This is a genomic window from Rhizorhabdus histidinilytica (assembly GCF_900167915.1).
Taxonomy (GTDB): domain Bacteria; phylum Pseudomonadota; class Alphaproteobacteria; order Sphingomonadales; family Sphingomonadaceae; genus Rhizorhabdus; species Rhizorhabdus histidinilytica.
Window position 1 is genome coordinate 1 of sequence record NZ_FUYM01000011.1, and the last position, 23,457, is coordinate 23,457.

Here is a 23,457-nt window from a genome sequence, read left to right on the forward strand (position 1 = left end):
TCGTGACAATCTCACTCATCGTCCGTCTCCTCGCTCTTCAGCCGAGGCAGTCTGCCTCAGCCGGTGAGCGGGAGCCATCCACTCCATCGTTTACCGGCCGTTCGGAACTCCGATGCGCGGCCGAAATGTCTTTCATTTTTCGGATCTCGTTTTCGGGTCGGTCGCCGGACCTCGGAAGGAGAACCCATGTCCGGTTGGACAGCTTTGAACAGGGGAACGAGATGCGTAGATTAGCCCTACTGACCGCGCTTGCCGCGACGGCGCTCGCGGGGCCCGCGTTTGCGCGCGACAACAGCTGGTATGTCGGTATCGAAGGCGGCGTGATGCAGCCGCAGGACACCAAGTTCAACGTGGGGCCCTCGCCCCTGTCGCCGGGTGGCCGAACGACGATCGACAACAAGCTCGGCTATGATGTCGACGCCATCCTCGGCTACGACTTCGGCATGTTCAGGCTGGAGGAGGAAATCTCCTACAAGCGTGACCGTGTGAAGAGCATCACCACCGGCCCGTCGCGCACTCCGGCCGCCCCCGGCGGCTTCGGCGCGCCTCCGGGCGTCTATCCGGACGCTTCCGGCAAGAACATCTCCTTCGGGGTGATGATCAACGGCCTGCTCGACTTCGGCAACGAGGACGGCCTGTCGGCCTATGTCGGCGGCGGCGCCGGCATCGCCGCGCTGAAGCTGCACGACTATAATGTGTCGGGCGGCGACTTCCTCGACTATGACCTTGCCAAGCGCTTCGCCTGGCAGGCGATCGCCGGCGTCCGCTACGCGGTCAGCAGCCATGTCGATGTCGGTCTGAAATATCGCTACTTCAACGTCACCAAGGTGCGGCCGGTCGACGTCGTCGGCGCGCAGTACAGCGGCAAATGGCGTTCGCACAGCGCGCTGCTCAGCCTGATCTACAACATCGGCGCGCCGGCTGCTCCGCCGCCTCCGCCGCCGCCCCCGCCGCCGCCTCCTCCGCCCCCGCCGCCTCCGCCTCCGCCGCCGCCGGTGGTCGAGACTCCGGGTCCGTTCATCGTGTTCTTCGACTGGGATAAGTCGGACATCACGGCGGAAGCCGCGTCGATCCTCGACAACGCTGCCAACGCCTATGCGACGACCGGCCAGGCGCGGGTCCAGCTTGCCGGCCACGCCGACAAGTCGGGTAGCGACCAGTATAACGTCGGTCTCTCGCAACGTCGTGCCGACGCGGTGAAGGCCTACCTCGCGGGCAAGGGCGTGCCGGACTCGGCGATCACGACCGAGGCGTTCGGCGAAAGCCGCCCGCTGGTCGAAACCGCGGACGGCGTCCGCGAGCCGCAGAACCGTCGCGTCGAAATCACCTTCGGCACCGGTATGTAAGCGTTGCGGTCATCGATCCGTCGATGACGTGTAGGATCGGGGTCGGCCTTCGGGCCGGCCCCTTTTCTTTGGAGGTCAGATCGTGGCCGCCGATCCCAGGATCACCGTCGCCTGGCTCGACAGCGTTCCGCCATTGCCATGGGCGAGGGCGATGTCGACGCCGGGAATCTGGTTGGCCGCCTCGCCGCGGATCTGCCGCGCCGCCTCGACGATCGCGAACAGGCCGTACATGCCGGGGTGGCAGCAGGACAGGCCGCCCCCGTTGGTATTGACCGGCAGCCGCCCGCCCGGCGCGATCGCGCCGTCCTCGACAAAGCGGCCACCCTCGCCCTTGGGGCAGAAGCCGAGGTCCTCGAGGAACAGGATCGTGTTGATCGTGAAGGCGTCGTAGAGCTCGACCACGTCGACGTCGCCGGGCCCGATCCCCGCCATCGCATAGGCGCGCGGGCCCGACTCGGCCGCCGCCGTCGTCGTCAGGTCGCCCATCTGAGAAATGGCGTTGTGCCAGGTCGCCGCCGCGGCGCCGAGCACCGGCACCGGCGGCCGGGGCGCGTCGCGGGCCCGATCGATCCGCGTCATCACCACTGCCGCGGCGCCGTCGGTGACGAGGCAGCAGTCCTTGACCGAGATCGGGCTCGACAGCATCCGCGCCGCCAGGACGTCGTCGATGCCGAGCGGCCCTTGGGCGAAGGCCTCGGGATTGCCGTTCGCCCAGGCGCGCGCGGCGACCGCGACCTCGGCGAGCTGGCGGCGGGTCGTGCCATATTGGTGGAAGTGGCGCGACGCCGCGAGCGCGTAGGAGGAGGCCGGGAAGAGCGGCTTGTAGGGCGCTTCCCATGCATTGCTGCCGACTGGGGTCGACAGCTTGCCGCCGCCGCTGCGCTGATTCGATCCATAGGTGATCAGCGCGGTGTCGATATAGCCGGCTGTCAGCATCATCGCGGCGGTCGCGACATGGCTCATGAAGGCCGATCCGCCGGTGCGGTTGCAGTCGGTGAAGCGCGGCGACAGGCCGAGATATTCGGCGAGGCTCAGCCCGGCGAGGACATCGTCGGGCAGGCAGATGAACAGCCCGTCGACCTCGCGCATCGTCAGCCCCGCGTCGGCGACGGCGAGCTGGCCGGCCTTCGCCGCCATTTCGAGCGAGGTCCAGCCGGGGCATTCGCCGAGGCCGAAGGTGGCGAGGCCGGCGATCGCGGTCGCGCCGCGGGGGAAGCTGCCGCCCATGGTCAGGCCTCCGCCGCGTCGAACAGCAGGATGGGGGCGCCGTCGCGCTCGCCGATCCGCGCGCGGACGCGCAGGCCGATCGCGATCGCCTCGGCGGGCACGCCCTCGACCTCGCTCATCAGCCGCACCTGCTCGTCGAGGTCGATCAGCACCACCGCGCGCGGTTCATGCGGCGGCCTGGGATGGATGACGGTGACGGCGTGGACGGTGCCGAGGCCGCTCGCCTCGATCCAGTCCCATTCGTCGTCGCCGCTGCCCGGCTCCATCAGCCGGGGCGGGAAGAAGACGGTGCCGCTGGCGCGGGCGCGCTGGAGCAGGAAGCGCCCCTCGGCGAGCGCGGCGCGCCAGTGGCGCGCGGGCCCGGGCGCGCTCATGCCGGCACCCGGTTGGCACCGGCGACCAGCGCGTCGATCGTCGCCGCGTCGAACCCCGCCTCCTCCAGGATCGCGCGGCTGTCGGCGCCCAGCGCCGGCCCCGGATCGCCGATCGCGCCGGGCGTTGCCGAGAAACGGGTCGGGATGCCGGGGAAGCGCAGCCGGCCGAACTCGCTGTCGCGCTCGTTCCAGAAGCCGGTCGCCTCGAGATGCTCGTCGTGGAGCAGGTCGGCCGGCGTCGCGATCGCCATGGCGGGCACCTCGGCGAGGCGGAACAGCTCGATCCATTCGGCGGTCGTCCGTTCCTCGATCACCTCGGCCAGCTTGTGCAGCACCGTGCCGATATTCTGGGTGCGGCTGCGCATCGACGCGAACATCGGGTCGCGCGTCCATTCGGGGTCGCCGATCGCGTGGAAGAAGGCGCGCCAATGCTTGTCGTTGTAGATCATCACCCCGATATGGCCGTCCTTCGTCCGGTAGGGGCGGCGCGCGGCGGCGGTGACGCGCGGATATTCGGGCGGCCCCTGCGGCGGATCGAACAGCGACCCGCACAGATGCTCGATCATCGTGAAGGAGACGAGCGTCTCGAACATCGGCACCTCGACCTCCTGGCCCTCGCCGGTGCGGGTTCGCGCGAACAGCGCGGCGAGGATCGCGTAGAGACCGGTCAGCCCCGTCACCTTGTCGGCGACGACGGTCGCCAGATAGGTCGGCTCCCCGCCCGACAGCCGCGCCTGCAGGTCGACCAGCCCCGACGCCGCCTGGACGATGTCGTCATAGGCCGGATAGTCGCGGTAGGGGCCGCTCCGCGCGAAGCCGTAGAGATTGGCGTAGACCAGCCCCGGATTGACCTCCTTGAGCGCGGCATAGTCGAGGCCGAGCCGCTGGATCGCGCCGGGCCGCATCGAATGGACGAACACGTCGGCGCCCTCGACCAGCCTGACCAGCGCCGCCCGCGCCTCGGGCTGCTTGAGGTCGAGCGCCAGGCTGCGCTTGCCGCGGTTGACGTTGAGGAACATGCCGCCGCGCGTCGCATCGGGGCCGGGCGGCAGATAGCGGGTGGTGTCGCCGTCGGGGCTCTCCACCTTGATCACGTCGGCGCCCAGATCGGCCATGATCTGGGTGGCGTAGGGCCCCATCAGCACGCTGGTGCAGTCGATCACCCGGACGCCGGCCAGCGGCCCCTGCAGCCTCCCGCTCATAGCGAGACCCCCCTTGCCAGCCGCGGCGCGGGGCATAGCCTCATGCGCATGCACGTGAGGGAGGCGAGGTCATGAAGGTTCATCTGGTCGCTGCGGGGAAATATCATGATATCGACTTTGCGCGTCTGGAGTTGCTGAAGCTGCTGGCGGAATTGCCCGAGGTGCGGACCTCGGTGGCGTCGGACTATGGTGACCTCGCCAGCCTCGCGGCGGCGGACCTGCTGATCACCTATACCTGCGACCTGCTGCCGGACGCGGCGCAGACCGAGGCGCTGGCGGCGTTCCTGGCGCGCGGCGGCCGCTGGCTGGCGCTGCACGGCACCAATGCGACGCTGCGCTTCGGCGCAGACGGCGTCGTCGATACGCCCGACGCGGCGCCGGCCTTCACCGCGCTGCTCGGTACCCGCTTCGCCGGCCACCCGCCGCTCGCCCCGTTCAAGGTTTTCGTGACCCGCGGCGATCATGAGATGACCGCCGGGCTGCGCGATTTCAGGGTCGAGGACGAGCTCTACCTGACCCACCGCACGGCCGAGATCGACGTGCTGCTGCACACCGGCTTCACCGGCTCCTGCCCCGAATTCCGCGACTCGGAATGGGACGAGCCCGAAGTGCCGGTGCTCTACGAACGGCGGGTGGGCGAGGGGGCGATCCTCTACCTCACCCTCGGCCATTGCCGCGGCCATTACGACCTGCGGCCGCTGGCCGATTTCTGGCCGCACCCCCAGCGCTGCTCCTGGAACTATCCGGTGTTCGCCGAACTGCTCCGCCGCGGCATTCGCTGGGGCTTGCCTCAATCCGGTTGATCCTTGGCGGACTTCGCGCGCCCACCCTTGGAGAGCTTGGGATTCATCGCCCGGATCTGGTCCTCGAGCAGGCCCAGCATCGGCTCGACCATCGACTCGGCCATGGCGCCGGTCAGGACGTTGATCGCCATGCCCTCGAGCATGGTCTGCGACAGCGCCATGGCGAGGTCGAACCGCTCGCGGTCGCCCTGCCATTCGGGGAAGAGCGCCACCGCCTGCGCGTTGAAACGCTCGCGATACTCGACCTGCAGCGGCTGCAGGATCTTGGCGAGATCGGCATGGGTGCGCGCCGCCAGCGCCAGTTCGTGGAAGGCGACGAAGGCGGGCTTCTGGAGCTGGCGCCAATAGGCGCGGACCAGCGCGTCGACGTCGTGGTTCTCGGTGTCGGCGGCGCGGCGGAAGGCGCGCAGCCGCTTCTCGTGCAGCTCGACGATCGCCGCCTTGATCAGTGCGGAGCCGTTCTCGAAATGGTGGAGCATCGCGCCGCGTGACAAGCCGGCTTCGGCCGCGACCTGCGGCGTGGTGGTGTTGGCATAGCCGACCTTGACGATGCAGCGGATCGTCGCGTCGATCAGCCGGGCGCGCGTTTGCGCGCTCTTCAGCGACTGCTGGGTCTGGCCGCCCTGGCCGCGTTCGCGCGGCTGGCGGGCGGGGGAACCGGAACGGACTGCGGCCAACGCCATGGACTTCGATCCTTACTCAAGAAACAATCATGTTTGTTTTTGATGTGGGCTGTCAAGCAGCCTTATCACCCTGTCCATAGCACAGCTCCGGCCTGATGATATGCGGATAGTGGGAATCCAAATAAAAAACATTCATGCTTGTTTTCGTCTTGCCCTGACGGGGGAGGCGGTGCAGAAGAAGGGGGAGAGGCCGGCGGCAAGGTGGCATGGCCGGCGACGTGCGGAGAGGTGAAGGTGGATCTCGGTTTGCAGGGCAAGAAGGCGATCGTCGTCGGCGCCGCGCGCGGCATCGGCATGGCGGTGGCGGAGACGCTTGCGCGCGAAGGATGCGACCTGGCGATCGCCGCCCGGTCCGAGGACGGCGTCAAGGACGCGGTGGCGAACCTGAAGCGCTACGGCACCAATGTCGTCGGCAAGGCCGTCAACGTGAAGAAGGCGGACGATTACAAGGAATGGCTCGCCTGGGCGATCGAGGCGCTCGACGGCTGCGACATCCTGATCCCGATCACCTCGGCGGGGAGCGGCCTCGGCAGCGAGAAATATTGGAACAACGCCTTCGAGGTCGACGTGATGGGCCCGGTCCGCGCGGTCGACGCCGTGCTGCCGACGATGACCGAGCAGCAGTCGGGCTCGATCGTCCTGATCGCCACCACCTCGGCCGGCGAGGCGATGGGCGGGCCGCAGCCCTACAATGCGATGAAGGCCTCGCTCGTCACCTGGGGCAAGCAGCTCGCGCTGTACCACGGCAAGGACGGCATCCGCGTCAACGTCGTCTCCCCCGGCCCGGTCGAGTTCGAGGGCGGCAACTGGGACATGATCAAGGGCACGATGGAGAAATTCTACCAGTCGCAGCTCCGCCAGCAGCCCGCCGGCCGGCTCGGCACGCCCGAGGAGATCGCCCGCTGCGTCGTGTTCCTCGCCAGCCCGGCGGCGAGCTGGTGCAACGGATCGCACCTCGTCGTCGACGGCGCCTTCACCAACCGGACGCACTTCTGAGAGGACGCGCCCGATGGACGTGAAGCGCAAGGTCGACATGATCCGGGTCAATCCCCAGGACTGGCCCGACGGCACGCCGGCGTGGAAGGCCGAGGATCCCGACCTCGGCTACGACGTCATCCCGGCCGCGCGCTACACCTCGCCCGAATTCATGAAGCTGGAATGGGAGAGGGTCTGGACCAAGGTCTGGCTGCTCGGCGGCCGATCGTGCGACCTGAAGGAGCCGGGCGACTATATCTGCACCGATATCGGCAAGGAGAGCGTGCTGATCGTCCGCCAGCGGGACGGATCGGTCCGCGCCTTCCCCAATGTCTGCCTGCACCGCGGCAACAGGCTGCGCCCGGAGGGGCTCGGCAATGCCGAGGATTTCCGGTGCATGTACCATCACTGGACCTATGGACTCGATGGCTGCATCGCCCGCATCCCCGATCTCGACACCTTCCCTCAGGGCGGCCCTCCGGGGATGCGGCTGCCCGCTTATCCCTGCGCCGAATGGGGCAGCTTCGTGTGGTTCTCGCTCAACCCCGACGTCGGTCCGCTCGAGGATTATCTCGCGCCGATGCCGCAGCATCTCGGCCCCTATCATATGGAGCGGATGGCGTGGGTCCGCGACATCACCGTCGAATGGGACTGCAACTGGAAGGCGAGCGTCGACGCGTTCAGCGAAGTGTATCACGTCCAGGGCATCCATCCGCAGCTGCAATGGTATCTCGACGATACCAACGCGCAGATCGACGTCTATGAGCGGCACAGCCGCTACCTCGTCCCCTTCGCCTGCGTTTCGGGCCGCGTCGCGCTGCCCTCCTCGATCCCGCCGGCGATCTATGAGATCATGGTCAAGGCCGGGATGGATCCCGCCGACTATGACGGCCGGATCAGCGACATCCGCCGCGACGTTCAGCTCTTCAAGCGCGAGCACGGCGCGTCGCAGGGCAAGGATTATTCGGAGCTCAACGACGACCAGCTCACCGACGACTATCACTACACCATCTTCCCGAACGTCTCGCTCAACGTCCATGCCGACGACGTGATGATGTTCCGGCAGCGGCCGCACCCGACCGATCCCGACAAGATGCTCTACGACATCTGGATGTTCGAGCTGGTGCCCGAGGGCGAGGAATGGCCCGAGCGGCCGAAGCACAAGCGCTTCCGGCACGGCGAGAAGTCGATCGGCCAGGTGCTCGACCAGGACGCGTTCAACCTGCCGACGGTCCAGAAGGGGATGCATTCGGACGCCTTTCCCGGCCTGTGGATCGGCGACCAGGAGCTGCGCATCCGGCACTTCCACAAGGTGCTGGACGATTATGTCTACGGTCCGGGCGGCAAGTCCCCCGGCGATCTCTGAGGAAAAGCTGATGCAACTGAGCCGCGAGGAGCTGGTCGGCGCCTACCGCCGGATGGCGACGATACGCCAGTTCGAGGAACGCCTGCACGAGGAGATCAAGACGGGCGAGATCGCCGGCTTCACCCATCTCTATGCCGGGCAGGAAGCGGTGGCCGTGGGGATCTGCGACCAGCTCAGCGTCGAGGACATGATCGTCTCCACCCATCGCGGCCACGGCCATTGCATCGCCAAGGGCTGCGACGTGAAGGCGATGATGCAGGAGATTTTCGGCCGCGCCGGGGGCACCTGCAAGGGGCGCGGCGGATCGATGCACATCGCCGACCTGTCGGTGGGCATGCTGGGCGCCAACGGCATCGTCGGCGGCGGCGCGCCGCAGGCGGTTGGCGCGGCGCTGGCGGCCCGGCTCGACGGCAAGGGGCGGGTCGCGATCGCCTTCTCGGGCGACGGCGCCTGCAACCAGGGCACCACCTTCGAGGCGATGAACATGGCGGTCGTCACCAAGGCGCCCGCGATCTTCGTGTTCGAGAACAACCATTATTCTGAGCACACTGGCGACGCCTATGCGGTGGGCACCGCCAGGGACATCGCCAGCCGCGCCGAGGCGTTCGGGATGAAGGCGTGGCGCGCCAACGGCTGCGACTATTTCGACACCTATGAGACGATGCGCGAGCTGCTCGATCATGTCCGCGCCGGCAACGGCCCGGCGGCGATCGAGCTCGATACCGAGCGCTTCTTCGGCCATTTCGAAGGCGATCCGCAGCGCTATCGCGGCAAGGGCGAGCTCGATCGCATCCGCGAGGAGCGCGACTGCCTCAAGGCGTTCCGCGCGAAGGTCGCGGAGGCGAAGCTGCTCGACCCCGCCGATCTCGACGCGGTCGATGCCGAGGTCGCGGCCCTGATCGAGGCGGCCGTGGTCGAGGCGCGCGCCGCGCCCGCGCCCGATCCGGCAACCGTCGCCGACGACGTCTATGTCGATTATTACTGAGGGAGGCCGCTGACATGGCGATCATGACCATCCGCGATGCCATCCTCCAGACGCTCCATGCGGAGATGGAACGCGATCCCGATATCCTGCTGCTCGGCGAGGATGTCGTCGGCGGCAACGGCACCGCCGGCGGGCCCGAGGCGATCGGCGGCATCTGGGGCACGTCGGGCGGGCTCTATGCCAAGTTCGGCCCCGACCGGGTGATCGACACGCCGATCTCCGAAAGCGCGATCGTCGGCGCGGCGGCCGGTGCGGCGCTGGCCGGCAAGCGGCCCGTGGCCGAGCTGATGTTCGCCGATTTCGTCGGCGTCAGCCTCGACCAGATATGGAACCAGATCGCCAAGTTCCGCTACATGTTCGGCGGCAAGACCCGCTGCCCGGCGGTGATCCGCCTGGTCTACGGCGCGGGCATGAACACCGCCGCCCAGCACAGCCAGTCGGTCTATGCGATGCTGACCGCGATGCCGGGGCTGAAGGTCGTGCTGCCCGCGACCCCGGCCGACGCCAAGGGACTGTTGACCGAAGCGCTGCGCGGCGACGACCCGGTGATGTTCTTCGAGCACAAGACGCTCTACGGCGTGAAGGGTGAGGTGCCCGACGGCGACCATCGCCAGCGCTTCGGCGAAGCGCGGATGGTGCGCGAAGGCGGTGACGCGACGATCGTGACCTGTGGCCGGATGGTCAACTTCTCGGAGAAGGCGGCCGACAAGCTGGCGGCCGACGGGATCGGCTGCGACGTCATCGACCTGCGTACCACCAGCCCGCTCGACGAGGAGGCGATCCTGGATTCGGTCGAGGCGACCGGTCGGCTCGTCGTCGTCGACGAAAGCCCGCCGCGTTGCAGCCTCGCCGCCGACATCTGTGCGCTGGTCGCGACCAAAGCGTTCAGCAGCCTCAAGGCGCCGCCCGAGCTGGTCACCGGCCCGCACAGCCCGATCCCCTTCGCGCGCGAGCTCGAACGCGCCTGGGTGCCGTCGCCGCAGAAGATCGAGGCCGCGGTCCGCCGCGTCCTCGCCGCCGGCTGAGGGGCGCGACGATGGCCAGGCTCAAAGCCTTCACCATGCCCAAATGGGGCATCGAGATGTCGGAAGGCACCATCGCCGAATGGATGGTGGCCGAGAACCAGCCCTTCGCGAAGGGCACGGTGCTGACTCTGATCGAAACCGACAAGATCACCAACGAGGTCGAGGCCGAGGCCGACGGGCGTTTCGTCCGGCTGATCGCTGAGGCGGGGCAGACCTATCCGGTCGGCGCGCTGCTGGCGGTGCTGTCCGACGGCGGCGAGGCCGATCCGGCCGAGATCGATGCGCTGGTCGCCGGCTTCAAGCCGGTCGACGCCAGCTTCGCGCCCGACGGTGACGAGACGCCCGCCGCCGCTCCGCCGGCCGCGCCCGAACCCGTGGCCGCCGCGCCGGCCGCCCCGGCCATCCCGGATGGAATCGCGATCAGCCCGGTCGCGCGCGACAAGGCGGTCGCGGCGGGGCTCGACGTCGCCGGCCTGTCCGGATCGGGCCGCGGTGGCCGGATCACCGCGCAGGACGTCGACCGGGCGATTTCGCCGCCCGCGGCGCCGACGCTGGTCGGCGTGCTGCCGCCCAGCCCACCGTCGCCCGTGTTCGCGACGCCGATGGCGCGCCGGGTCGCGGCGATCCACGCCGTGGCGCTCGAAACCATTGCCGGCAGCGGCCCGCGCGGCCGGGTCCGCAAGGCCGACGTGCTCGCGGCGGTGCCGGCCCCGGCTCCCGCCCCGGTTCCCGTCGCCGCGCCGGCCGCTCCTGCGCCGGGCGAAGTCGAGGTCGTGGCGATGTCGTCGATGCGCCGTACGATCGCCCGCCGGCTGACCGAGGCGAAGCAGCAGATTCCGCATTTCTACGTCCGCCGACGGGTGCGCGCCGATCGGCTGCTCGCGCTGCGCGCCGCCGTCCAGGGGCAGCGGCCGAGCGTCAACGACTATCTGGTCAAGGCCTGTGCGCTGGCGCTGATGGAGGTGCCGCAGGTCAACATCCAGGTCCATGGCCAGGAGATCCACCGCTTCGCCGACGCCGACGTCGCGGTCGCCGTCGCGACCGAGAAGGGGCTGGTGACGCCGATCGTCCGCGCCGCCGACCGGCTGTCGGTCGCGGAGATCTCGGCAGCCATGGCCGGCCTCGCCCAGCGCGCCCGCGCCGGCAAGCTCAAGCCCGAGGAGTTCACCGGCGGCAGCTTCTCGCTGTCGAACCTCGGCGGCTTCGGGGTCGAGCAGTTCGACGCGATCATCAACCCGCCGCAGGGCGCGATCCTCGCGGTCGGCACCGCCCGGCCCGAGCCGATCGACGACGACGGCGCGATCCGCATCGTGCCGGTGCTGCACCTGTCGCTGTCCTGCGACCACCGCGCGATCGACGGCGCCGACGGCGGCCGCTTCCTGGCGGCGCTGGCCGGGCTGATCGAGAATCCGGGGTTGTTGTAGGGGGGCATTCCCCTTTTCTGAAGCCGTCACCCCAGCGTAGGCTGGGGTCCATGTCTCCATTCACCCGAGATGATCATCGGGGAGAGAGCAGACATGGATGCCAGCCTTCGCTGGCATGACGATGATAAGTGGGATGTGTTATCCTCACCCTAGCGATCGGTAGAAGGCGATCTTCATCTCGCCGTCGAGGCAGTCGAGGATCGGCGGGACCAGCCGGTCGTGGAAGTCGATGTGCATGTGATGGTCGAACGCCGCGTCGTCGCGGAAGGTGGCGACCACCTGGAACAGGTCGGGGTCCTCCTCCGACTGGAAAAGTTCGTAGACCAGAGCGTCGGGTTCGCTCTTGAACACCAGCGCTTTGAGCTCGGTCTGCAGCCGGATCAGCTCGGGCCCGCGACCGGGCTTGGCGCGCAGCTCGGCGATGAAGCTCTTGCCGCTCATGCCGCCGCCCCCAGGCCCAACTCCTCGACGAGCTGGGTGCGCAGCCGGAACTTCTGGATCTTCGAGGTCGACATCGGCCACTCGCTCACGACGCGCACATGGCGCGGGATCTTGAAGGCGGCGAGCTTGCCCTTGCAATGGGCGATCAGCTCGGCCTCCGACACCTGGCCGCCGTCGACCAGCTCGACGAACGCCGCCGGCACCTCGACATAGCGCGGATCGGGCAGACCGACGACCTGCGCCAGCTTCACCGCCGGATGGCTCTGCAGCATCGCCTCGATCTCGGCCGCCGCGACATTCTCGCCGCCCACCTTGAGCATGTCCTTGGTACGGCCGTGGAACATGATGTGGCCGCTTTCGTCGAACGAGCCGATGTCGCCGGTGTGGAACCAGCCGCCACGCAGCACCTCGGCGGTCTTGTCCGGCGCGTTGTAATAGCCCTTGAGCATGTTGGGTCCCCGCGCGACGATCTCGCCCTGCTCGCCAAGCCCGCAGTCGCGCCCGGTCTCGGGGTCGACGATGCGCACCTCCCATTCGTCGAGCGGCACGCCGAGCCGGCCGGTGCGCAGCTCGAAGGGGTCGTCGATGTTGCTGGTGCAGATCGTGCCCGCGCCCTCGGTCAGCCCGTAGGTGCCGACCTGGATCGTATGCGGCATCGCCTTGGTCATCGCCTCCTTGATCCAGGCCGGCTGGACCGCGAAGTTCGAGTTCATCAGCCGCAGCTTCGACAGGTCGGTGGAGGCGAAGCTCGGATGGGTGATCAGGTCCTGCATGATCGTGACGAAGCTGGGATAGGCGACGGTCGCCCCCTCGCGCCCGAGCATGGCGAGCGCGGTCGCCGCGTCGAAATGCGGCACCGTCAGATAGGCGCCGCCCGCGTCGATCACCATGGTCAGCGGCAGGATGCCGGCGATGTGGAAGATCGGCAGCGGCGACCAGACCTTGTCCGCGGCGGTCACGCGGTAGCGCTTGCCGAGGTTGCGGCTGTTGCCGACGATCGCGCGGTGGCTGATCAGCGCCCCCTTGGGGTTGGCGGTAGTGCCCGAGGTGTAGAGCACCAGCGCGATCTGCTCGGGATCGACCGCGTCGATCCGCGCGTCGACCGCCTTGTCGTCGATCGGGTCGCCCGCGGCCAGCGCCGCCTCGGCCGAGACCATGAAGGGCTGGCAGGGCGGATCGATGCAGACGATCCGCCGCAGAAGCGGCGCGTCGGCGAGGTCGAGCGCATGGGGATCGGCGTCCGCCAGCGCCGGGAAGGCGGCCTGGAGGCGGCGCGAGAAGTCGAGCTGGTCGGTGACGGCGCCGGTAGTGACCAGCGCGACCAGGTCGGCGTCGCGGACGAGGAAGGCCAGCTCATGCGCCTGGTAGCGTGCGTTGACCGGCACCGCGACCGCGCCGATCATGGCGATGCCGAACATCACCTCGACGAATTCGGGGCGGGTGGTGAGCAGGATGCCGACATTCTGGCCCGGCTCCACCCCCATCGCCAGCAGCGCCTTCGCCCAGCGCCGGGCCGAGGCATGGAGCTCGGCATGGCTCAGCCGCCGGTCGGGAAAGACCAGCGCGTCGGCATCGCCCCGCGCCGCGGCGCTGGCGCGCAGCATCGCGCCATATGTGTAGATCGGCGCGCTCATCGGGCCGGCTCCAGATCGTAGAGCATCTCGCGCTCGTAACTGCCGTCCATGCAGCCGATCATCTGCTCGATCAGCGGCTTGCCATGATCGGTTTCCATATGCGCCTTGTCGGCGGCCTCGTCGACGAAGGATTCGTAGACCGCGAACATGCCGGGCTCGCCCAGCCGGAAGAATTTGAACGCCAGCGTGCCCGGCTCGCGATCGACGAGCGATTCCATCTGCCGGGCCAGTGCCACGAATTGATCCTCGCGGTCCGCCTTGATCCGGAACCGCGAAAGGAAGCTGTATGCCATTCGGCGACCCTCTCCGCCATTCGGCGCTCGAGCGCCATGTCGAGGCGCATTAGAAAACAATCATGACTGATTTTTCAAGAGGGCAATTTTCAGGCCGCCGCTTTTGTTGCAACGCATCAATCCACTGTTGCATGGGGGATACGGAGAAAAAATAAAACATACATGACTGATTGCAATTTGCGTCGCCTGCGGTAATCTCCGCCCCGTTCTGATCGATCCCGGCCGCAAGAGCCGGGCTTCACGGAGGAGGACGGGGATGCTCAAGCGACATTGGTATATGGGTAGTGCGTGCGCGGCGCTCGCGGCGGCGCTGACGGCGGTCCCGGCGGCGGCGCAGTCGGCGCCTGCCGAAACGGCGGAAACGGCTTCGGATGGTGCGCTTCAGGAGATCGTCGTCACCGCGACGCGGCGCGACTCCAATCTCCAGTCGACTGCGATCGCGATCTCGGCGGTCGACGAATCGCTGATCCGCCAGGCGAGCCCGCGCAACGTCGGCGACCTTGCCGCGTTCGTGCCGAACTTCTCGGCGGCGACGATCACCAACTTCAACGCGGCTTCCTTCTCGATCCGCGGCGTCGGCCAGAACAGCATCATCGTCTATTTCGAGCCGCCGGTCGCGGTGCTGGTCGACGACTTCGTCATGCCGTCGGTGCAGACCCAGTTGCTCGACACGTTCGACGTCTCGCAGGTTGAGGTGCTGCGCGGCCCGCAGGGCACGCTGTTCGGCAAGAACACCACCGGCGGCGCCGTCGTCGTCAAGACCAAGCGGCCCCAGCTCGAGAAGATCGAGGTCGAGGGCCGGCTCCAGGTCGGCGATTTCGGCACGGTGATCCCGCAGGCCGCGTTCAACCTGCCGATCGGCCAGACGCTCGCCTTCCGCGGCGTGATCGGCCACACCCAGTCGGACGGCTATTACAAGAATGGCGGCTGCTTCGGCCCCGTCACCCCCTTCGCCGCCACCGCCTTCGCGGCCAAGTTCGCCGGGCAGAGCGGCTGCGGCGACGGCCGCTCGCTTGGCGGGCAGGATGTGTGGAACGCCCGCGCCAAGCTGCTGTGGGAACCGAGCGACGCGTTCAGCGCGCTGCTCCAGTACGAATATCTGCGTGATCGGTCGGACAGCGTCCCCTCGGTCAACCTGACCCCGGCGTCGAACGGCTTCCTGTTCCACTCGCTCGGGCTCGGCTCGGTGCCGAACCGCAACAGCGATCCGCTCAAGAACGCCGCGCTGACCGACCGGCAGGGTGCGCTGATCAAGGAGAAGAGCGGGCAGATCGTCAATGTCGACGGCGCCTATCTGAACATGGACTACAAGACTGACTGGGGCACATTCACCTCGGTCAGCGGCTATCGCAACCAGCGGTCGCGCCTGCCCAACACCTATATGGGCACCGCGCCGGTGGCGTCCGACGGCACCGTCCTCTCGCTGTTCGACGCGCAGCGCGACGACAACCGCAAGACCTATCAGCAGGAGCTGCGCTTCGCCTCCTCGTTCGACGGGCCGTTCAACTTCGTCGCGGGCGGCTTCTACCAGAAGGACAAGACCAGCTTCTGCGTGGCGCAGCTGCTCGGCTTCCTCGACCTTGCCAGCGGCGGGCCGGGCTTCGGCAACTGGAACGACAACCCCTATCTGCTCTGCAACGCGCAGCGCTCGCGTTCGAAGGCGACCTTCGTCGAGGGCACCTTCAAGTTCACTCCCACGCTGACCCTGACCGGCGGCTTCCGCTACACCTGGGAGAACAAGAGCTGGTACGGACGCCAGCAGGTGTTCGCGCAGCAGCTCAACGGGGGGTTCGATCCGTCCATCGTGCTCGAGCATGCCCTCGACGCGAACGTGTTCGACTATACCGCCGGCGTCATCAAGGTGAAGGACAGCGCGCGCGAGCCGACCTGGCGGGTCAGCCTCGGCTGGCAGGCGACGCCGACCGTCTTCGCCTATGCGACCTATTCGCGCGGCTTCAAGGCGGGCGGCTTCAACGATCAGATCGGCAGCTTCCATCCCTTCGTCAATGCCGATGGCAGCGACAATCCGGCGGCTTTCGCCGCGGCGGCCTCGGCCACCAAGCCCGAGCGCGCCGACAGCTACGAAGCGGGCGTGAAGACTGAATTGTTCGACCGGCACCTGCGCTTCAACCTGACCGGCTTCTACGTCGACTATAACGACCTGCAGAAGCAGATCGTCGTGCCGCTGGTCGTCGGCGGGCAGCAGTTCCAGGTCACCCGCTTCTTCAACGCCGCCAAGGCGACGGTGAAGGGCATCGAGCTGGAAAGCACGCTGATCCCGGTGCAGGGCCTCACCCTGCGCGGCCTGGTCGGCTATCAGGACGGCAAGTATAAGAGCTATGTCACGCCGATCCCGGCGGGCTACGACCTGTCGAGCGCGCCGCTCGATCGTCTGCCCAAGTGGCAGTGGACGGCGGACGCGACCTACGAGCTGCCGATTGGCGACTTCAAGCTGCAGTTCAACGGCAACATCAACTATGTCGCCCGCAACCTGTTCACCCAGTCGATCACCAGCCCGGCGGAGAACACCTTCCTCAACGCCCGGACGCTGTACAACGCGTCGATCACGCTGATGCAGGCCGACGACAAATATTATGTCCGCCTGATCGGCCGCAACCTCAGCGACAAGCGCTACCTGACCGGGTCGCAGGTCGTCGGCGGCCTGTGGGCGAACGGCCAGTACGGCCCGCCGCGCTACTTCGGCGCGGAAGTGGGCTTCAAGCTGGGTAACTAACCCCTGGGGGACGGCGCCCGCGTGACGGGCGCCGTCCTTCCCCTTTTCCTCAGGCCGCCGCGGCCGGCAGACAGACCGTGTCGAGGCCGAGCGCATGGGTGAAGCGGCCCATCGCCATCCACATGCCGATCGCCAAGGTCAGATCGGTGATCTCCGCGTCGCTATAGGCCGCGCGCATTTTCGCCCAGAACGCGTCGTCATAACCTAGCTCGTTGGGGGCGAAGGCCATTCGTTCCGCCAGATCGACCGCCAGCCGTTCGCGATCGTCGAGCAGCGGGCTGGTCCGCCACTGGTCGATCGCCGAATAGAAGGCTTCGTCGGGGCGCTCGCCGCCGCGCGCGACCAGTGAGCTTGCCGGATCGCCGCCGGCCGAAGCGAGATAGGCGTCGAGATGATCGGCGGCTCGAAAGCCCTGGCAAACGAGGCAGCCGTTGATCTGCGCGATACGATAGCGGGCCGCCTCGGCGATACGCAGCGACAGGCGCAGCGACTGGTAGACCGCGCGGACGAAGTCGCCTGCCGCCGCGCCGATCACGGGCGAATGCTGGGTCAGCGCATAACCGAGCGGATCGGCAAGCGCCTCGGTGGGGACCTGAATGTTGGGCATCTGTCTCTCCTCCGCGACGTGTCGTTTCGGCGTTCGCGATGGGCCGGCGTCGCGTCCCGGCCGCGCCTGAATCAGATCGCCTGTTCCGGCGTCTTTCCGTCCCAGCTGCGCGCGGCCGCCTGGATCGCGCCGAAATAGGCGTGCATCTCGGGTGTCGCCTCGATGATCTCGACCATCGTTCCGGGCCACAACAGGTCGGTGTCGAGATAGGCGAAGCGCGACATCGGCAGCACGCCCTCCATCGCCACCCCGATGCCCGCTGCACGGGCGGCGGCCATCTGGGCGTCGTAATCGTCGGCATAGGTGCCGAGGTGATGGGCACCGCGCCGCCCGGCGGCGAGGAATTCACGATAGGGGGAGGGGGCGCTGCCGGGCTGGATCAGCTCGATCATCGTGTCGCCGCTATAGGCGATCGCGACCGCGGCGAAGATGTCCTCGTCGGCAGGCACCCGCCGGCCGCGCACCTCCAGCCAGTCGGCCGCGAGCGGGACGGGGAAGCGGACGAAGGGGCCCACGCCCATCGTCCCCGTCCAGTGCGTGATCGCCGCGTCGATATCCTCGACGACATAGGCGAGCTGGAAGATCCGCCCGAACAGCCGACTCATTCGCTCTCTCCCGTAACGGCCTGACATTTGACCTTGCAAAACAATCATGCATGTTTTTTTATGCATGTCGATCCGCGACGAGACGGAATCGAGGAGAGACGTGATGAACTATGATTTCCGCCTGTGGGACATCCACGTCGGGGCCCCGCATCCGTTCTACCGGCACAGCTATGTCGACAACGGCACCGCCCGGCCGACGCCGGCCCGCTACCATGATCCCGCCTTCGCGGCGGAGGAGTGGGAGAAGGTCTTCGCGCGGAGCTGGCTGGTCGCCTGTCCCGTCTCCGACATCCGCGAGCCGGGCGATTTCGCCCGGTTCGACATCGGCCGGGAGAGCTTCATCGTCGTCCGGGGCGACGACGGCGAGGTCCACGCCCATTACAATGTCTGCCCGCACCGCGGCAGCCGGCTCGTGCTTGACGATTTCGGCAGCCAGTCGGCATTCACCTGCCCCTTCCACAGCTGGCGATTCGACCTGGACGGGAAGAATGTCGCCGTCACCGATCCGGAGACCTTCCGGCCCGAGGTGCTGTGCCACGACATCAACATGACCTCGGTCCGCTGCGAGGTCGCCGCCGGACTGGTGTTCATCTCGATGGACCCCGACATCGTGCCGGTGAAGGAGTGGCTCGCGCCGATCCTGCCGCAGCTCGAGCTGTACGACATCGACAAGATGCACGTCATCCAGCACCGCCGGTCGGATTGGGGCGCCAACTGGAAGGGCGGCGTCGACGCCTTCGCCGAGATCTACCATCTCCACGCCGTCCATCCGCAGACCCAGTGCCTGATGGACGACCGCACCCAGATCGATCTCTATCCGGGCGGGCTCAGCCGCCAGTTCGTCCCCTTCGCCCAGCCGAGCCCGCGCTTCGCGGACCAGGAGAGCGTGAACCCCGGCATCGCGCTGATGCTCAGGGACGCCGGCATCGATCCCGCGACTTATGGCGGCACCGCGAAGGAGACGCGCGCCGCGGTCCAGGCCGCCAAGCGCAAGCGCGCCGCCGACCATGGCCTCGACTATGACAAGTTCAGCGATTCGCAGCTCAGCGATTCGACTGTCTACAGCCTGTTCCCCAACGCACAGATCGGCTGCCATCCGGAGGCGGTGTTCCTCCACCGCTTCCTGCCGCATGCGAGCGATCCCAACCAGTTCACCTACGATACGATGATCCTCTATCGCCACGTCGATGCGCCGGGCTACACGCCGCCGGCCTGGATGGGGCTGAGCGAGGACATCGACACCAGCGGGGAGACGCGGCCCGATGTCGTCCACACCGGATTGGGCGAGCCGCCGGGGTTGGGCGAGGTGCTCGACCAGGATTCGGACCTGCTGCCGATCGTCCAGGCGGGCGCCCGCTCACGCGGCTTCCGCGGTCCGCTGTGGAGCGAGCAGGAAGGGCGGTTGCGCCATTTCCATGCCGAGCTCGACCGGCGCATGGGGCTGGGGGAACCGGCATGAACTACGATGTCCGCGGCTGGGCGGTCCACAAGGACTCGGCCCATCCGTTCGACACGCCTGCTCCCCATGTCGACAATGGCGCGGTTCGCCCCGATCCCGTCCGTTACACCTCGCGCGAATTCGCACGGCAGGAATGGGAGAAGGTGTTCGTCCAGGCGTGGCTGATGGCCGGCCCGGTCAGCGACGTGCGCGAGCCGGGCGACTGGATGCGCTTCGACATCGGCGTCGAGAGCTTCATCATCGTCCGCACGGCCGATGGCGGGCTGGCCGCGCATTACAATGTCTGCCCGCATCGCGGCAGCCGCCTCGTGCAGGGCGACGTCGGGTCGCAGGACGATTTCACCTGCCCCTTCCATAGCTGGCGGTTCGGCCTGGACGGCCGCAACCTCGCCGTCACCGACCCGGAGACCTTCCGGCCCGAGGTGCTGTGCCACGGCACCGACCTCAGCTCGGTCAAGGTCGAGGAGGCGGCGGGGATCGTCTTCCTCTCGATGGCCGAGAACCCACCGCCGCTCCGAGACTATCTGGGCCCGATCCTGCCGATGCTCGAAAATTACCGGATCGGCGAGATGAACGTCGTCCAGCACCGCCGGTCGGACTGGGCGGCCAACTGGAAGGGCGGGGTCGACGCCTTCTACGAGAGCTATCATCTCCATGCGATCCACCCCCAGACGATGGGGATGCTCGACGACCGCACCCATATCGATCTCTATCCGGGCGGGATGAGCCGGCAGTTCGTGCCCTTCGGCCAGCCCAATTCGCACTTCCCCGACCAGGAGGGAATCAACCCCGGCATCGCGGTGATGCTGGAGGATGCGGGGCTCGATCCGGCGACCTTCCAGGGCAGCGCGCGGGAAAGCCGCTCGGCGATCGCGATGGCCAAGCGCGACCGTTCGGCGCGGCTCGGGCTCGGCTATGAACGGTTCAGCGACGCGCAGCTCACCGACAGCGTGATCTTCGGCATCTTCCCCAACGCGCAGATCGGCTGCCACCCCGAGGCGGTGTTCCTCCACCGCTTCAAGCCGGACGCCGAGGACCCCGAACGCTTCACCTATGAAACGACGATCCTCTACCGCCATGTCGACGTGCCCGGCTATGGCGCGCCGCTGTGGATGGGGCTGGGCGACGATGTCGACCTGACCGGGGAGACCCGGCCCGACGTCGTCCACACCGGGCTCGGCGAGCCGCCGGGCATGGGTGAGGTGCTCGACCAGGATTCCGACCTGCTGCCGATCGTCCAGGCCGGCGCCCGCTCGCGCGGCTTCCGCGGTCCCCTGTGGGGTGAGCAGGAGGCGCGGCTGCGCCACTTTCACGTCGAGCTCGACCGCTGGATGGGACGGTAGTCTCTCCCTTACCGTCGCTCCTGCGGAGGCAAGGGCCCATGTCTCTCATCAGCCAGATGACCACCGGGGAGGATAGGGACATGGACCCCAGCCTGCGCTGGGGTGCCGGCAGGAAAATCAGTTGATCATTCGCATCGCCGCCGTCTGCGGCCCGGTGGATGCTGAAACGGGTTCAGCATGACGGCGGAAGGAAAGGTCAGAACGGCCGGATCGTCACCCCGTTGTCGACGACGAACTCCGCCCCCGTCACGAAGCGCGCTTCGTCGGAGGCGAGGAACACCACCATCGCGGCCACGTCCTCGGGCGCGCCCTTGGCGCCGGCGGGCAGGACGCCCTTGGGCACCGCCTGTTCCTGGCCGATGCGGCCCTCTGCCTCCTGCACCATCGGCGTCTCGATCGCGCCGGGATGGATCGAGTTGCAGCGGATCTTGTAGCCCTTCTCCTGGCACATCACGGCGATCGACTTGGTCATCGATCGCACTGCGCCCTTGGCGGCCGAATAGGCGAGGAAGATCGGATAGCCGAGCAGCGCGCCGGTCGACGACATATTGACGATCGATCCGCCGTCGTTGCGGTTCATCAGCGGGATCGCATATTTGCAGCCGAGGAAAACGCCCTCGCTCATCACCGCGTTGACGAAGCGGAACTGGTCGAGCGTGGTCCCCTCGACATCGGCCGACAGCACCACGCCGGCATTGTTGACGAGGATGTCGAGCCGGCCGAAGCGTTCCTCGATCGCCCGGATCACCGCGATCCACTGGTCCTCCGACGCGACGTCGAGCGCCAGCGCGAGCGCGCCGTTGCCGATCGCGTCGGCGACCTTCAGCGCGGGCTCGATCTTGACGTCGGTGACGACGACGGTCGCCCCCTCGCGCGCCAGCGCCTCGCAATCGGCCTTGCCGAGGCCCGATCCGCCGCCCGTGACGAGCGCGACCTTGCCGGCCACCCGGCCCGCGCGATCCTGTGCCATATCCCTCTCCGTCTGTCGGCGGACGATCAGGCCGCGCCGTCCTCGTTGAAATAATCCGGCATGCCGCCCGGCCAGACGACGCCCCACTGCGCCTGCCCGCCGTCGATCACCAGCAGGTCGCCGTTGACGAAGCGGCCGGCGGGGGAGGCGAGATAGGCGATCGCCTCAGCCACGTCCCACGCATTGCCGCGCGTCTTCATCGGATTGGCCTTGTGGAAGCGGACCAGCGCCTCTTCCGGATAGACGCCGAAGCCCTCGGTCTCGATCACGCCGGGGCCGATGCAGTTGACCCTGATGTTGAACGGCGCCCATTCGGTGGCGACCGTCTTCGACAGGTAGATCACCCCCGCGCGCGCCGCGCAGGTGTGCGCCGCCTGCGGCATGCCGCGTTCGACATTGGCGACGATGTTGATGACGTGGCCCGGCGTGCCGCTGTCGCGCCAGCGCTTCGCCGCCTCCTGCATCATCCACCAGGTGCCGTTGAGGTTGGTGTCGATCACCGCCAGCCAGCCCTTGCGGCTGAAGTCGATCGCATCCTGCGGGAATTGCCCCCCCGCATTGTTGACGACGGTATCGAGTCCGCCCATCCGGTCGTGGATCGACGCGATCAGCGCCTCGCACGCCTCGGGGTCGCGGATCGTCATCGCGGCGATCATCACCTCGCGCCCGGTTGCGGCGTGGATCTGGTCGCGGGTGACGGCCAGCTTGTCCGCGTTGCGGCCGCAGATCGCGACCTCGGCGCCCAGCCGCGCGGCGAGGAACGCCGCCGCCTTGCCCATGCCGCTGCCGCCGCCGGTGATCAGGATGCGGTGGCCGGCCAGCAGGTCGGGCCGGAACACCGTTTCATGCGTCGCCAGGTCGTCGGGCGTCAGGCCGCGTTTCGGCCGGGTCGGGTCGTTCGGGTCCGGCCGGACATGGCCGCCGGGCGCGGGCTGGGTGGAATTCGCATCCATCGATCGTTCAGGCTCCTCCCGACATGGCTTAGCATCGCCGATGAAGAAAACAATCACAAATGTCTTTTTTATTGGACCGGCTTTTGCCCGGAACAGCCGTAGCCTCTCGCATCGCCTCGCAGGGGTGCGACAATGATACTGGTCTTGAAAAAGGCAAGCATGCCTGTTTTTAATGGCGCGGAGAGAGGAGACTGGGCAATGGCGGAACTGGACGGCAAGGTCGCGGTGGTGATCGGCGCGGCGGGGCGGGGCAACATGGCGCAGGCGATCGCCCGGCGACTCGCGGCCGGCGGCGCGCGACTCGTGGTGGCGGGGCGCGATCCCGAACCGCTCGCCGAACTCGCCGAAGAGCTTGGCGGGCTCGCCGTCGCACAGTGCGACCTGACCAGCGAGGAGGATCTGGCGCGGCTGGCGTCGGCCGCGGTCGATCGCTTCGGCGGGATCGACATCGCCGTCAACGCCACCGGCTGGGGCCTGCTCAAGCCGTTCCTCGACACCAGCAAGGAGGAGATCGAGAAGATCACCGCGCTCCAGTTCACCGGCGCTATCCTGTTCTACCAGGCGATGCTGCGGGCGATGCGCGACGGCGGATCGCTCGTCCAGATATCCTCGGCGACGGCGACGATCATGCTGGAGGATCATGCCGCCTATATGGGCACCAAGGCGGGCGCCGATCATGTCATCCGCTGCATCGCCAACGAATTCGGCGATCGCGGCATCCGCGCTAATTCGGTGGCGCCGGGCTTCACCGTCACCCCCATGACCGGCAAGGCCGGCCGCAACCCGGCGGTGATCGGCGCCTTCGCCAAGGAATATCCGCTCGGCCGGGTGGGAACGAGCGAGGATATCGCCGAGGCGGTGGCGTGGCTCGTCTCCGACGCCTGCTTCATGACCGGGCAGACCTTGCAGGTGAACGGCGGCGTCACCCTGCGCCGCAACCCGCGCAACGCCGAGATCGTCGCCGCGGTGCAGGCCGCGCGCGCCGCGGCGGCGCCCCAGGCATGACCC

The 23,457-nt window shown here is 67.8% G+C and carries 22 protein-coding genes; 11 read left to right on the forward strand and 11 right to left on the reverse strand.

Features of this window, described 5'->3' with window-relative positions:
• The first annotated feature begins 221 nt into the window (after positions 1-221).
• On the forward strand, positions 222-1,346 hold the full coding sequence (locus tag B5X82_RS20390) for an OmpA family protein (protein ID WP_079650204.1): 1,125 nt from the start codon (positions 222-224) through the stop codon (positions 1,344-1,346).
• A gap of 75 nt (positions 1,347-1,421) precedes the next feature.
• Here the strand turns inward: B5X82_RS20390 and B5X82_RS20395 are convergent, their stop codons facing one another.
• From B5X82_RS20395 to B5X82_RS20405, 3 genes are read right to left on the reverse strand one after another with little or no spacing between them, the layout of a single operon-like run.
• Positions 1,422-2,573 (reverse strand): thiolase, encoded by a 1,152-nt coding sequence (locus B5X82_RS20395; RefSeq protein ID WP_079650020.1) that lies wholly within the window; start codon positions 2,571-2,573, stop codon positions 1,422-1,424.
• Between the two features lie 2 nt (positions 2,574-2,575).
• Positions 2,576-2,947 carry a Zn-ribbon domain-containing OB-fold protein gene (locus B5X82_RS20400; RefSeq protein ID WP_079650021.1) on the reverse strand — a complete coding sequence of 124 codons (372 nt, stop codon included), beginning with the start codon at positions 2,945-2,947 and terminating at the stop codon, positions 2,576-2,578.
• Entirely contained in the window at positions 2,944-4,149 is a 1,206-nt protein-coding gene (locus B5X82_RS20405) for a CaiB/BaiF CoA transferase family protein (RefSeq protein ID WP_079650022.1), read from the reverse strand. The genes B5X82_RS20400 and B5X82_RS20405 overlap by 4 nt, the downstream gene beginning before the upstream one ends.
• 71 nt (positions 4,150-4,220) lie before the next feature.
• Between B5X82_RS20405 and B5X82_RS20410 the strand changes: the two genes are divergently transcribed.
• Positions 4,221-4,952 carry a ThuA domain-containing protein gene (locus B5X82_RS20410; protein WP_079650023.1) on the forward strand — a complete coding sequence of 244 codons (732 nt, stop codon included), beginning with the start codon at positions 4,221-4,223 and terminating at the stop codon, positions 4,950-4,952.
• On the opposite strand, the gene B5X82_RS20415 is transcribed toward B5X82_RS20410, so the two are convergent.
• Positions 4,940-5,635, reverse strand: a complete 696-nt coding sequence (locus tag B5X82_RS20415; RefSeq protein ID WP_079650024.1) for a TetR/AcrR family transcriptional regulator — start codon at positions 5,633-5,635, stop codon at positions 4,940-4,942. The genes B5X82_RS20410 and B5X82_RS20415 overlap by 13 nt on opposite strands.
• Before the next feature lie 234 nt (positions 5,636-5,869).
• On the opposite strand from B5X82_RS20415, the gene B5X82_RS20420 reads away from it, so the two are divergent.
• From B5X82_RS20420 to B5X82_RS20440, 5 genes are read left to right on the forward strand one after another with little or no spacing between them, the layout of a single operon-like run.
• The gene (locus tag B5X82_RS20420) at positions 5,870-6,631 is read left to right on the forward strand and encodes an SDR family NAD(P)-dependent oxidoreductase (protein ID WP_079650205.1); all 762 of its coding nucleotides are present in this window, start codon (positions 5,870-5,872) and stop codon (positions 6,629-6,631) included.
• Positions 6,632-6,644: 13 nt separating this feature from the next.
• Positions 6,645-7,976 (forward strand): aromatic ring-hydroxylating oxygenase subunit alpha, encoded by a 1,332-nt coding sequence (locus tag B5X82_RS20425; protein ID WP_079650025.1) that lies wholly within the window; start codon positions 6,645-6,647, stop codon positions 7,974-7,976.
• A 10-nt stretch (positions 7,977-7,986) separates the two neighbouring features.
• Positions 7,987-8,961 (forward strand): thiamine pyrophosphate-dependent dehydrogenase E1 component subunit alpha, encoded by a 975-nt coding sequence (locus B5X82_RS20430; protein ID WP_079650026.1) that lies wholly within the window; start codon positions 7,987-7,989, stop codon positions 8,959-8,961.
• A 14-nt stretch (positions 8,962-8,975) separates the two neighbouring features.
• Entirely contained in the window at positions 8,976-9,986 is a 1,011-nt protein-coding gene (locus B5X82_RS20435) for an alpha-ketoacid dehydrogenase subunit beta (protein ID WP_079650027.1), read from the forward strand.
• Positions 9,987-9,997: 11 nt separating this feature from the next.
• Positions 9,998-11,410, forward strand: a complete 1,413-nt coding sequence (locus B5X82_RS20440) for a dihydrolipoamide acetyltransferase family protein (protein WP_079650028.1) — start codon at positions 9,998-10,000, stop codon at positions 11,408-11,410.
• 144 nt (positions 11,411-11,554) lie between these two features.
• On the opposite strand, the gene B5X82_RS20445 is transcribed toward B5X82_RS20440, so the two are convergent.
• The 3 genes from B5X82_RS20445 to B5X82_RS20455 are packed head-to-tail and all read right to left on the reverse strand — an operon-like array spanning position 11,555 to position 13,778.
• The gene (locus B5X82_RS20445; RefSeq protein ID WP_079650029.1) at positions 11,555-11,851 is read right to left on the reverse strand and encodes a putative quinol monooxygenase; all 297 of its coding nucleotides are present in this window, start codon (positions 11,849-11,851) and stop codon (positions 11,555-11,557) included.
• The gene (locus B5X82_RS20450) at positions 11,848-13,485 is read right to left on the reverse strand and encodes a class I adenylate-forming enzyme family protein (RefSeq protein WP_079650030.1); all 1,638 of its coding nucleotides are present in this window, start codon (positions 13,483-13,485) and stop codon (positions 11,848-11,850) included. Before B5X82_RS20450 ends, B5X82_RS20445 begins: the two co-directional genes overlap by 4 nt.
• Positions 13,482-13,778 carry a putative quinol monooxygenase gene (locus B5X82_RS20455; protein ID WP_079650031.1) on the reverse strand — a complete coding sequence of 99 codons (297 nt, stop codon included), beginning with the start codon at positions 13,776-13,778 and terminating at the stop codon, positions 13,482-13,484. The genes B5X82_RS20450 and B5X82_RS20455 overlap by 4 nt, the downstream gene beginning before the upstream one ends.
• 256 nt (positions 13,779-14,034) lie before the next feature.
• Here B5X82_RS20455 and B5X82_RS20460 point away from each other — a divergent pair, with 256 nt between their 5' ends.
• Positions 14,035-16,512, forward strand: coding sequence for a TonB-dependent receptor (locus tag B5X82_RS20460; RefSeq protein ID WP_079650032.1), 2,478 nt, complete (start codon positions 14,035-14,037; stop codon positions 16,510-16,512).
• Between the two features lie 49 nt (positions 16,513-16,561).
• On the opposite strand, the gene B5X82_RS20465 is transcribed toward B5X82_RS20460, so the two are convergent.
• Positions 16,562-17,119, reverse strand: a complete 558-nt coding sequence (locus B5X82_RS20465) for a carboxymuconolactone decarboxylase family protein (RefSeq protein ID WP_047169499.1) — start codon at positions 17,117-17,119, stop codon at positions 16,562-16,564.
• A 71-nt stretch (positions 17,120-17,190) separates the two neighbouring features.
• On the reverse strand, positions 17,191-17,724 hold the full coding sequence (locus tag B5X82_RS20470; protein ID WP_079650033.1) for a VOC family protein: 534 nt from the start codon (positions 17,722-17,724) through the stop codon (positions 17,191-17,193).
• 103 nt (positions 17,725-17,827) lie between these two features.
• On the opposite strand from B5X82_RS20470, the gene B5X82_RS20475 reads away from it, so the two are divergent.
• Entirely contained in the window at positions 17,828-19,183 is a 1,356-nt protein-coding gene (locus tag B5X82_RS20475; protein ID WP_079650034.1) for an aromatic ring-hydroxylating oxygenase subunit alpha, read from the forward strand.
• Positions 19,180-20,526, forward strand: coding sequence for an aromatic ring-hydroxylating oxygenase subunit alpha (locus B5X82_RS20480; protein ID WP_079650035.1), 1,347 nt, complete (start codon positions 19,180-19,182; stop codon positions 20,524-20,526). The genes B5X82_RS20475 and B5X82_RS20480 overlap by 4 nt, the downstream gene beginning before the upstream one ends.
• Before the next feature lie 196 nt (positions 20,527-20,722).
• Here B5X82_RS20480 and B5X82_RS20485 read toward each other — a convergent pair whose 3' ends face one another.
• Both B5X82_RS20485 and B5X82_RS20490 read right to left on the reverse strand, forming a co-directional pair.
• Positions 20,723-21,496: an SDR family oxidoreductase gene (locus B5X82_RS20485; protein ID WP_079650036.1), complete on the reverse strand. Its 774-nt coding sequence runs from the start codon at positions 21,494-21,496 to the stop codon at positions 20,723-20,725.
• A 26-nt stretch (positions 21,497-21,522) separates the two neighbouring features.
• Positions 21,523-22,449, reverse strand: a complete 927-nt coding sequence (locus tag B5X82_RS20490) for an SDR family oxidoreductase (RefSeq protein ID WP_079650037.1) — start codon at positions 22,447-22,449, stop codon at positions 21,523-21,525.
• A gap of 198 nt (positions 22,450-22,647) precedes the next feature.
• Here B5X82_RS20490 and B5X82_RS20495 point away from each other — a divergent pair, with 198 nt between their 5' ends.
• Positions 22,648-23,454 (forward strand): SDR family oxidoreductase, encoded by an 807-nt coding sequence (locus B5X82_RS20495; RefSeq protein ID WP_079650038.1) that lies wholly within the window; start codon positions 22,648-22,650, stop codon positions 23,452-23,454.
• The last annotated feature ends 3 nt before the right edge of the window (positions 23,455-23,457 follow it).

Excerpts from the sequence above, each read along its gene's own strand:
- B5X82_RS20455 (WP_079650031.1), bottom strand. The coding sequence starts at position 13,778 with ATGGCATACAGCTTCCTTTCGCGGTTCCGGATCAAGGCGGACCGCGAG.
- B5X82_RS20490 (WP_079650037.1), bottom strand. The coding sequence starts at position 22,449 with ATGGATGCGAATTCCACCCAGCCCGCGCCCGGCGGCCATGTCCGGCCG.
- B5X82_RS20470 (WP_079650033.1), bottom strand. The coding sequence starts at position 17,724 with ATGAGTCGGCTGTTCGGGCGGATCTTCCAGCTCGCCTATGTCGTCGAG.
- B5X82_RS20390 (WP_079650204.1), top strand. The coding sequence starts at position 222 with ATGCGTAGATTAGCCCTACTGACCGCGCTTGCCGCGACGGCGCTCGCG.
- B5X82_RS20395 (WP_079650020.1), bottom strand. The coding sequence starts at position 2,573 with ATGGGCGGCAGCTTCCCCCGCGGCGCGACCGCGATCGCCGGCCTCGCC.
- B5X82_RS20465 (WP_047169499.1), bottom strand. The coding sequence starts at position 17,119 with ATGCCCAACATTCAGGTCCCCACCGAGGCGCTTGCCGATCCGCTCGGT.
- B5X82_RS20440 (WP_079650028.1), top strand. The coding sequence starts at position 9,998 with ATGGCCAGGCTCAAAGCCTTCACCATGCCCAAATGGGGCATCGAGATG.
- B5X82_RS20460 (WP_079650032.1), top strand. The coding sequence starts at position 14,035 with ATGCTCAAGCGACATTGGTATATGGGTAGTGCGTGCGCGGCGCTCGCG.
- B5X82_RS20435 (WP_079650027.1), top strand. The coding sequence starts at position 8,976 with ATGGCGATCATGACCATCCGCGATGCCATCCTCCAGACGCTCCATGCG.
- B5X82_RS20425 (WP_079650025.1), top strand. The coding sequence starts at position 6,645 with ATGGACGTGAAGCGCAAGGTCGACATGATCCGGGTCAATCCCCAGGAC.
- B5X82_RS20485 (WP_079650036.1), bottom strand. The coding sequence starts at position 21,496 with ATGGCACAGGATCGCGCGGGCCGGGTGGCCGGCAAGGTCGCGCTCGTC.
- B5X82_RS20480 (WP_079650035.1), top strand. The coding sequence starts at position 19,180 with ATGAACTACGATGTCCGCGGCTGGGCGGTCCACAAGGACTCGGCCCAT.
- B5X82_RS20495 (WP_079650038.1), top strand. The coding sequence starts at position 22,648 with ATGGCGGAACTGGACGGCAAGGTCGCGGTGGTGATCGGCGCGGCGGGG.
- B5X82_RS20415 (WP_079650024.1), bottom strand. The coding sequence starts at position 5,635 with ATGGCGTTGGCCGCAGTCCGTTCCGGTTCCCCCGCCCGCCAGCCGCGC.
- B5X82_RS20475 (WP_079650034.1), top strand. The coding sequence starts at position 17,828 with ATGAACTATGATTTCCGCCTGTGGGACATCCACGTCGGGGCCCCGCAT.
- B5X82_RS20450 (WP_079650030.1), bottom strand. The coding sequence starts at position 13,485 with ATGAGCGCGCCGATCTACACATATGGCGCGATGCTGCGCGCCAGCGCC.
- B5X82_RS20400 (WP_079650021.1), bottom strand. The coding sequence starts at position 2,947 with ATGAGCGCGCCCGGGCCCGCGCGCCACTGGCGCGCCGCGCTCGCCGAG.
- B5X82_RS20410 (WP_079650023.1), top strand. The coding sequence starts at position 4,221 with ATGAAGGTTCATCTGGTCGCTGCGGGGAAATATCATGATATCGACTTT.
- B5X82_RS20445 (WP_079650029.1), bottom strand. The coding sequence starts at position 11,851 with ATGAGCGGCAAGAGCTTCATCGCCGAGCTGCGCGCCAAGCCCGGTCGC.
- B5X82_RS20405 (WP_079650022.1), bottom strand. The coding sequence starts at position 4,149 with ATGAGCGGGAGGCTGCAGGGGCCGCTGGCCGGCGTCCGGGTGATCGAC.
- B5X82_RS20430 (WP_079650026.1), top strand. The coding sequence starts at position 7,987 with ATGCAACTGAGCCGCGAGGAGCTGGTCGGCGCCTACCGCCGGATGGCG.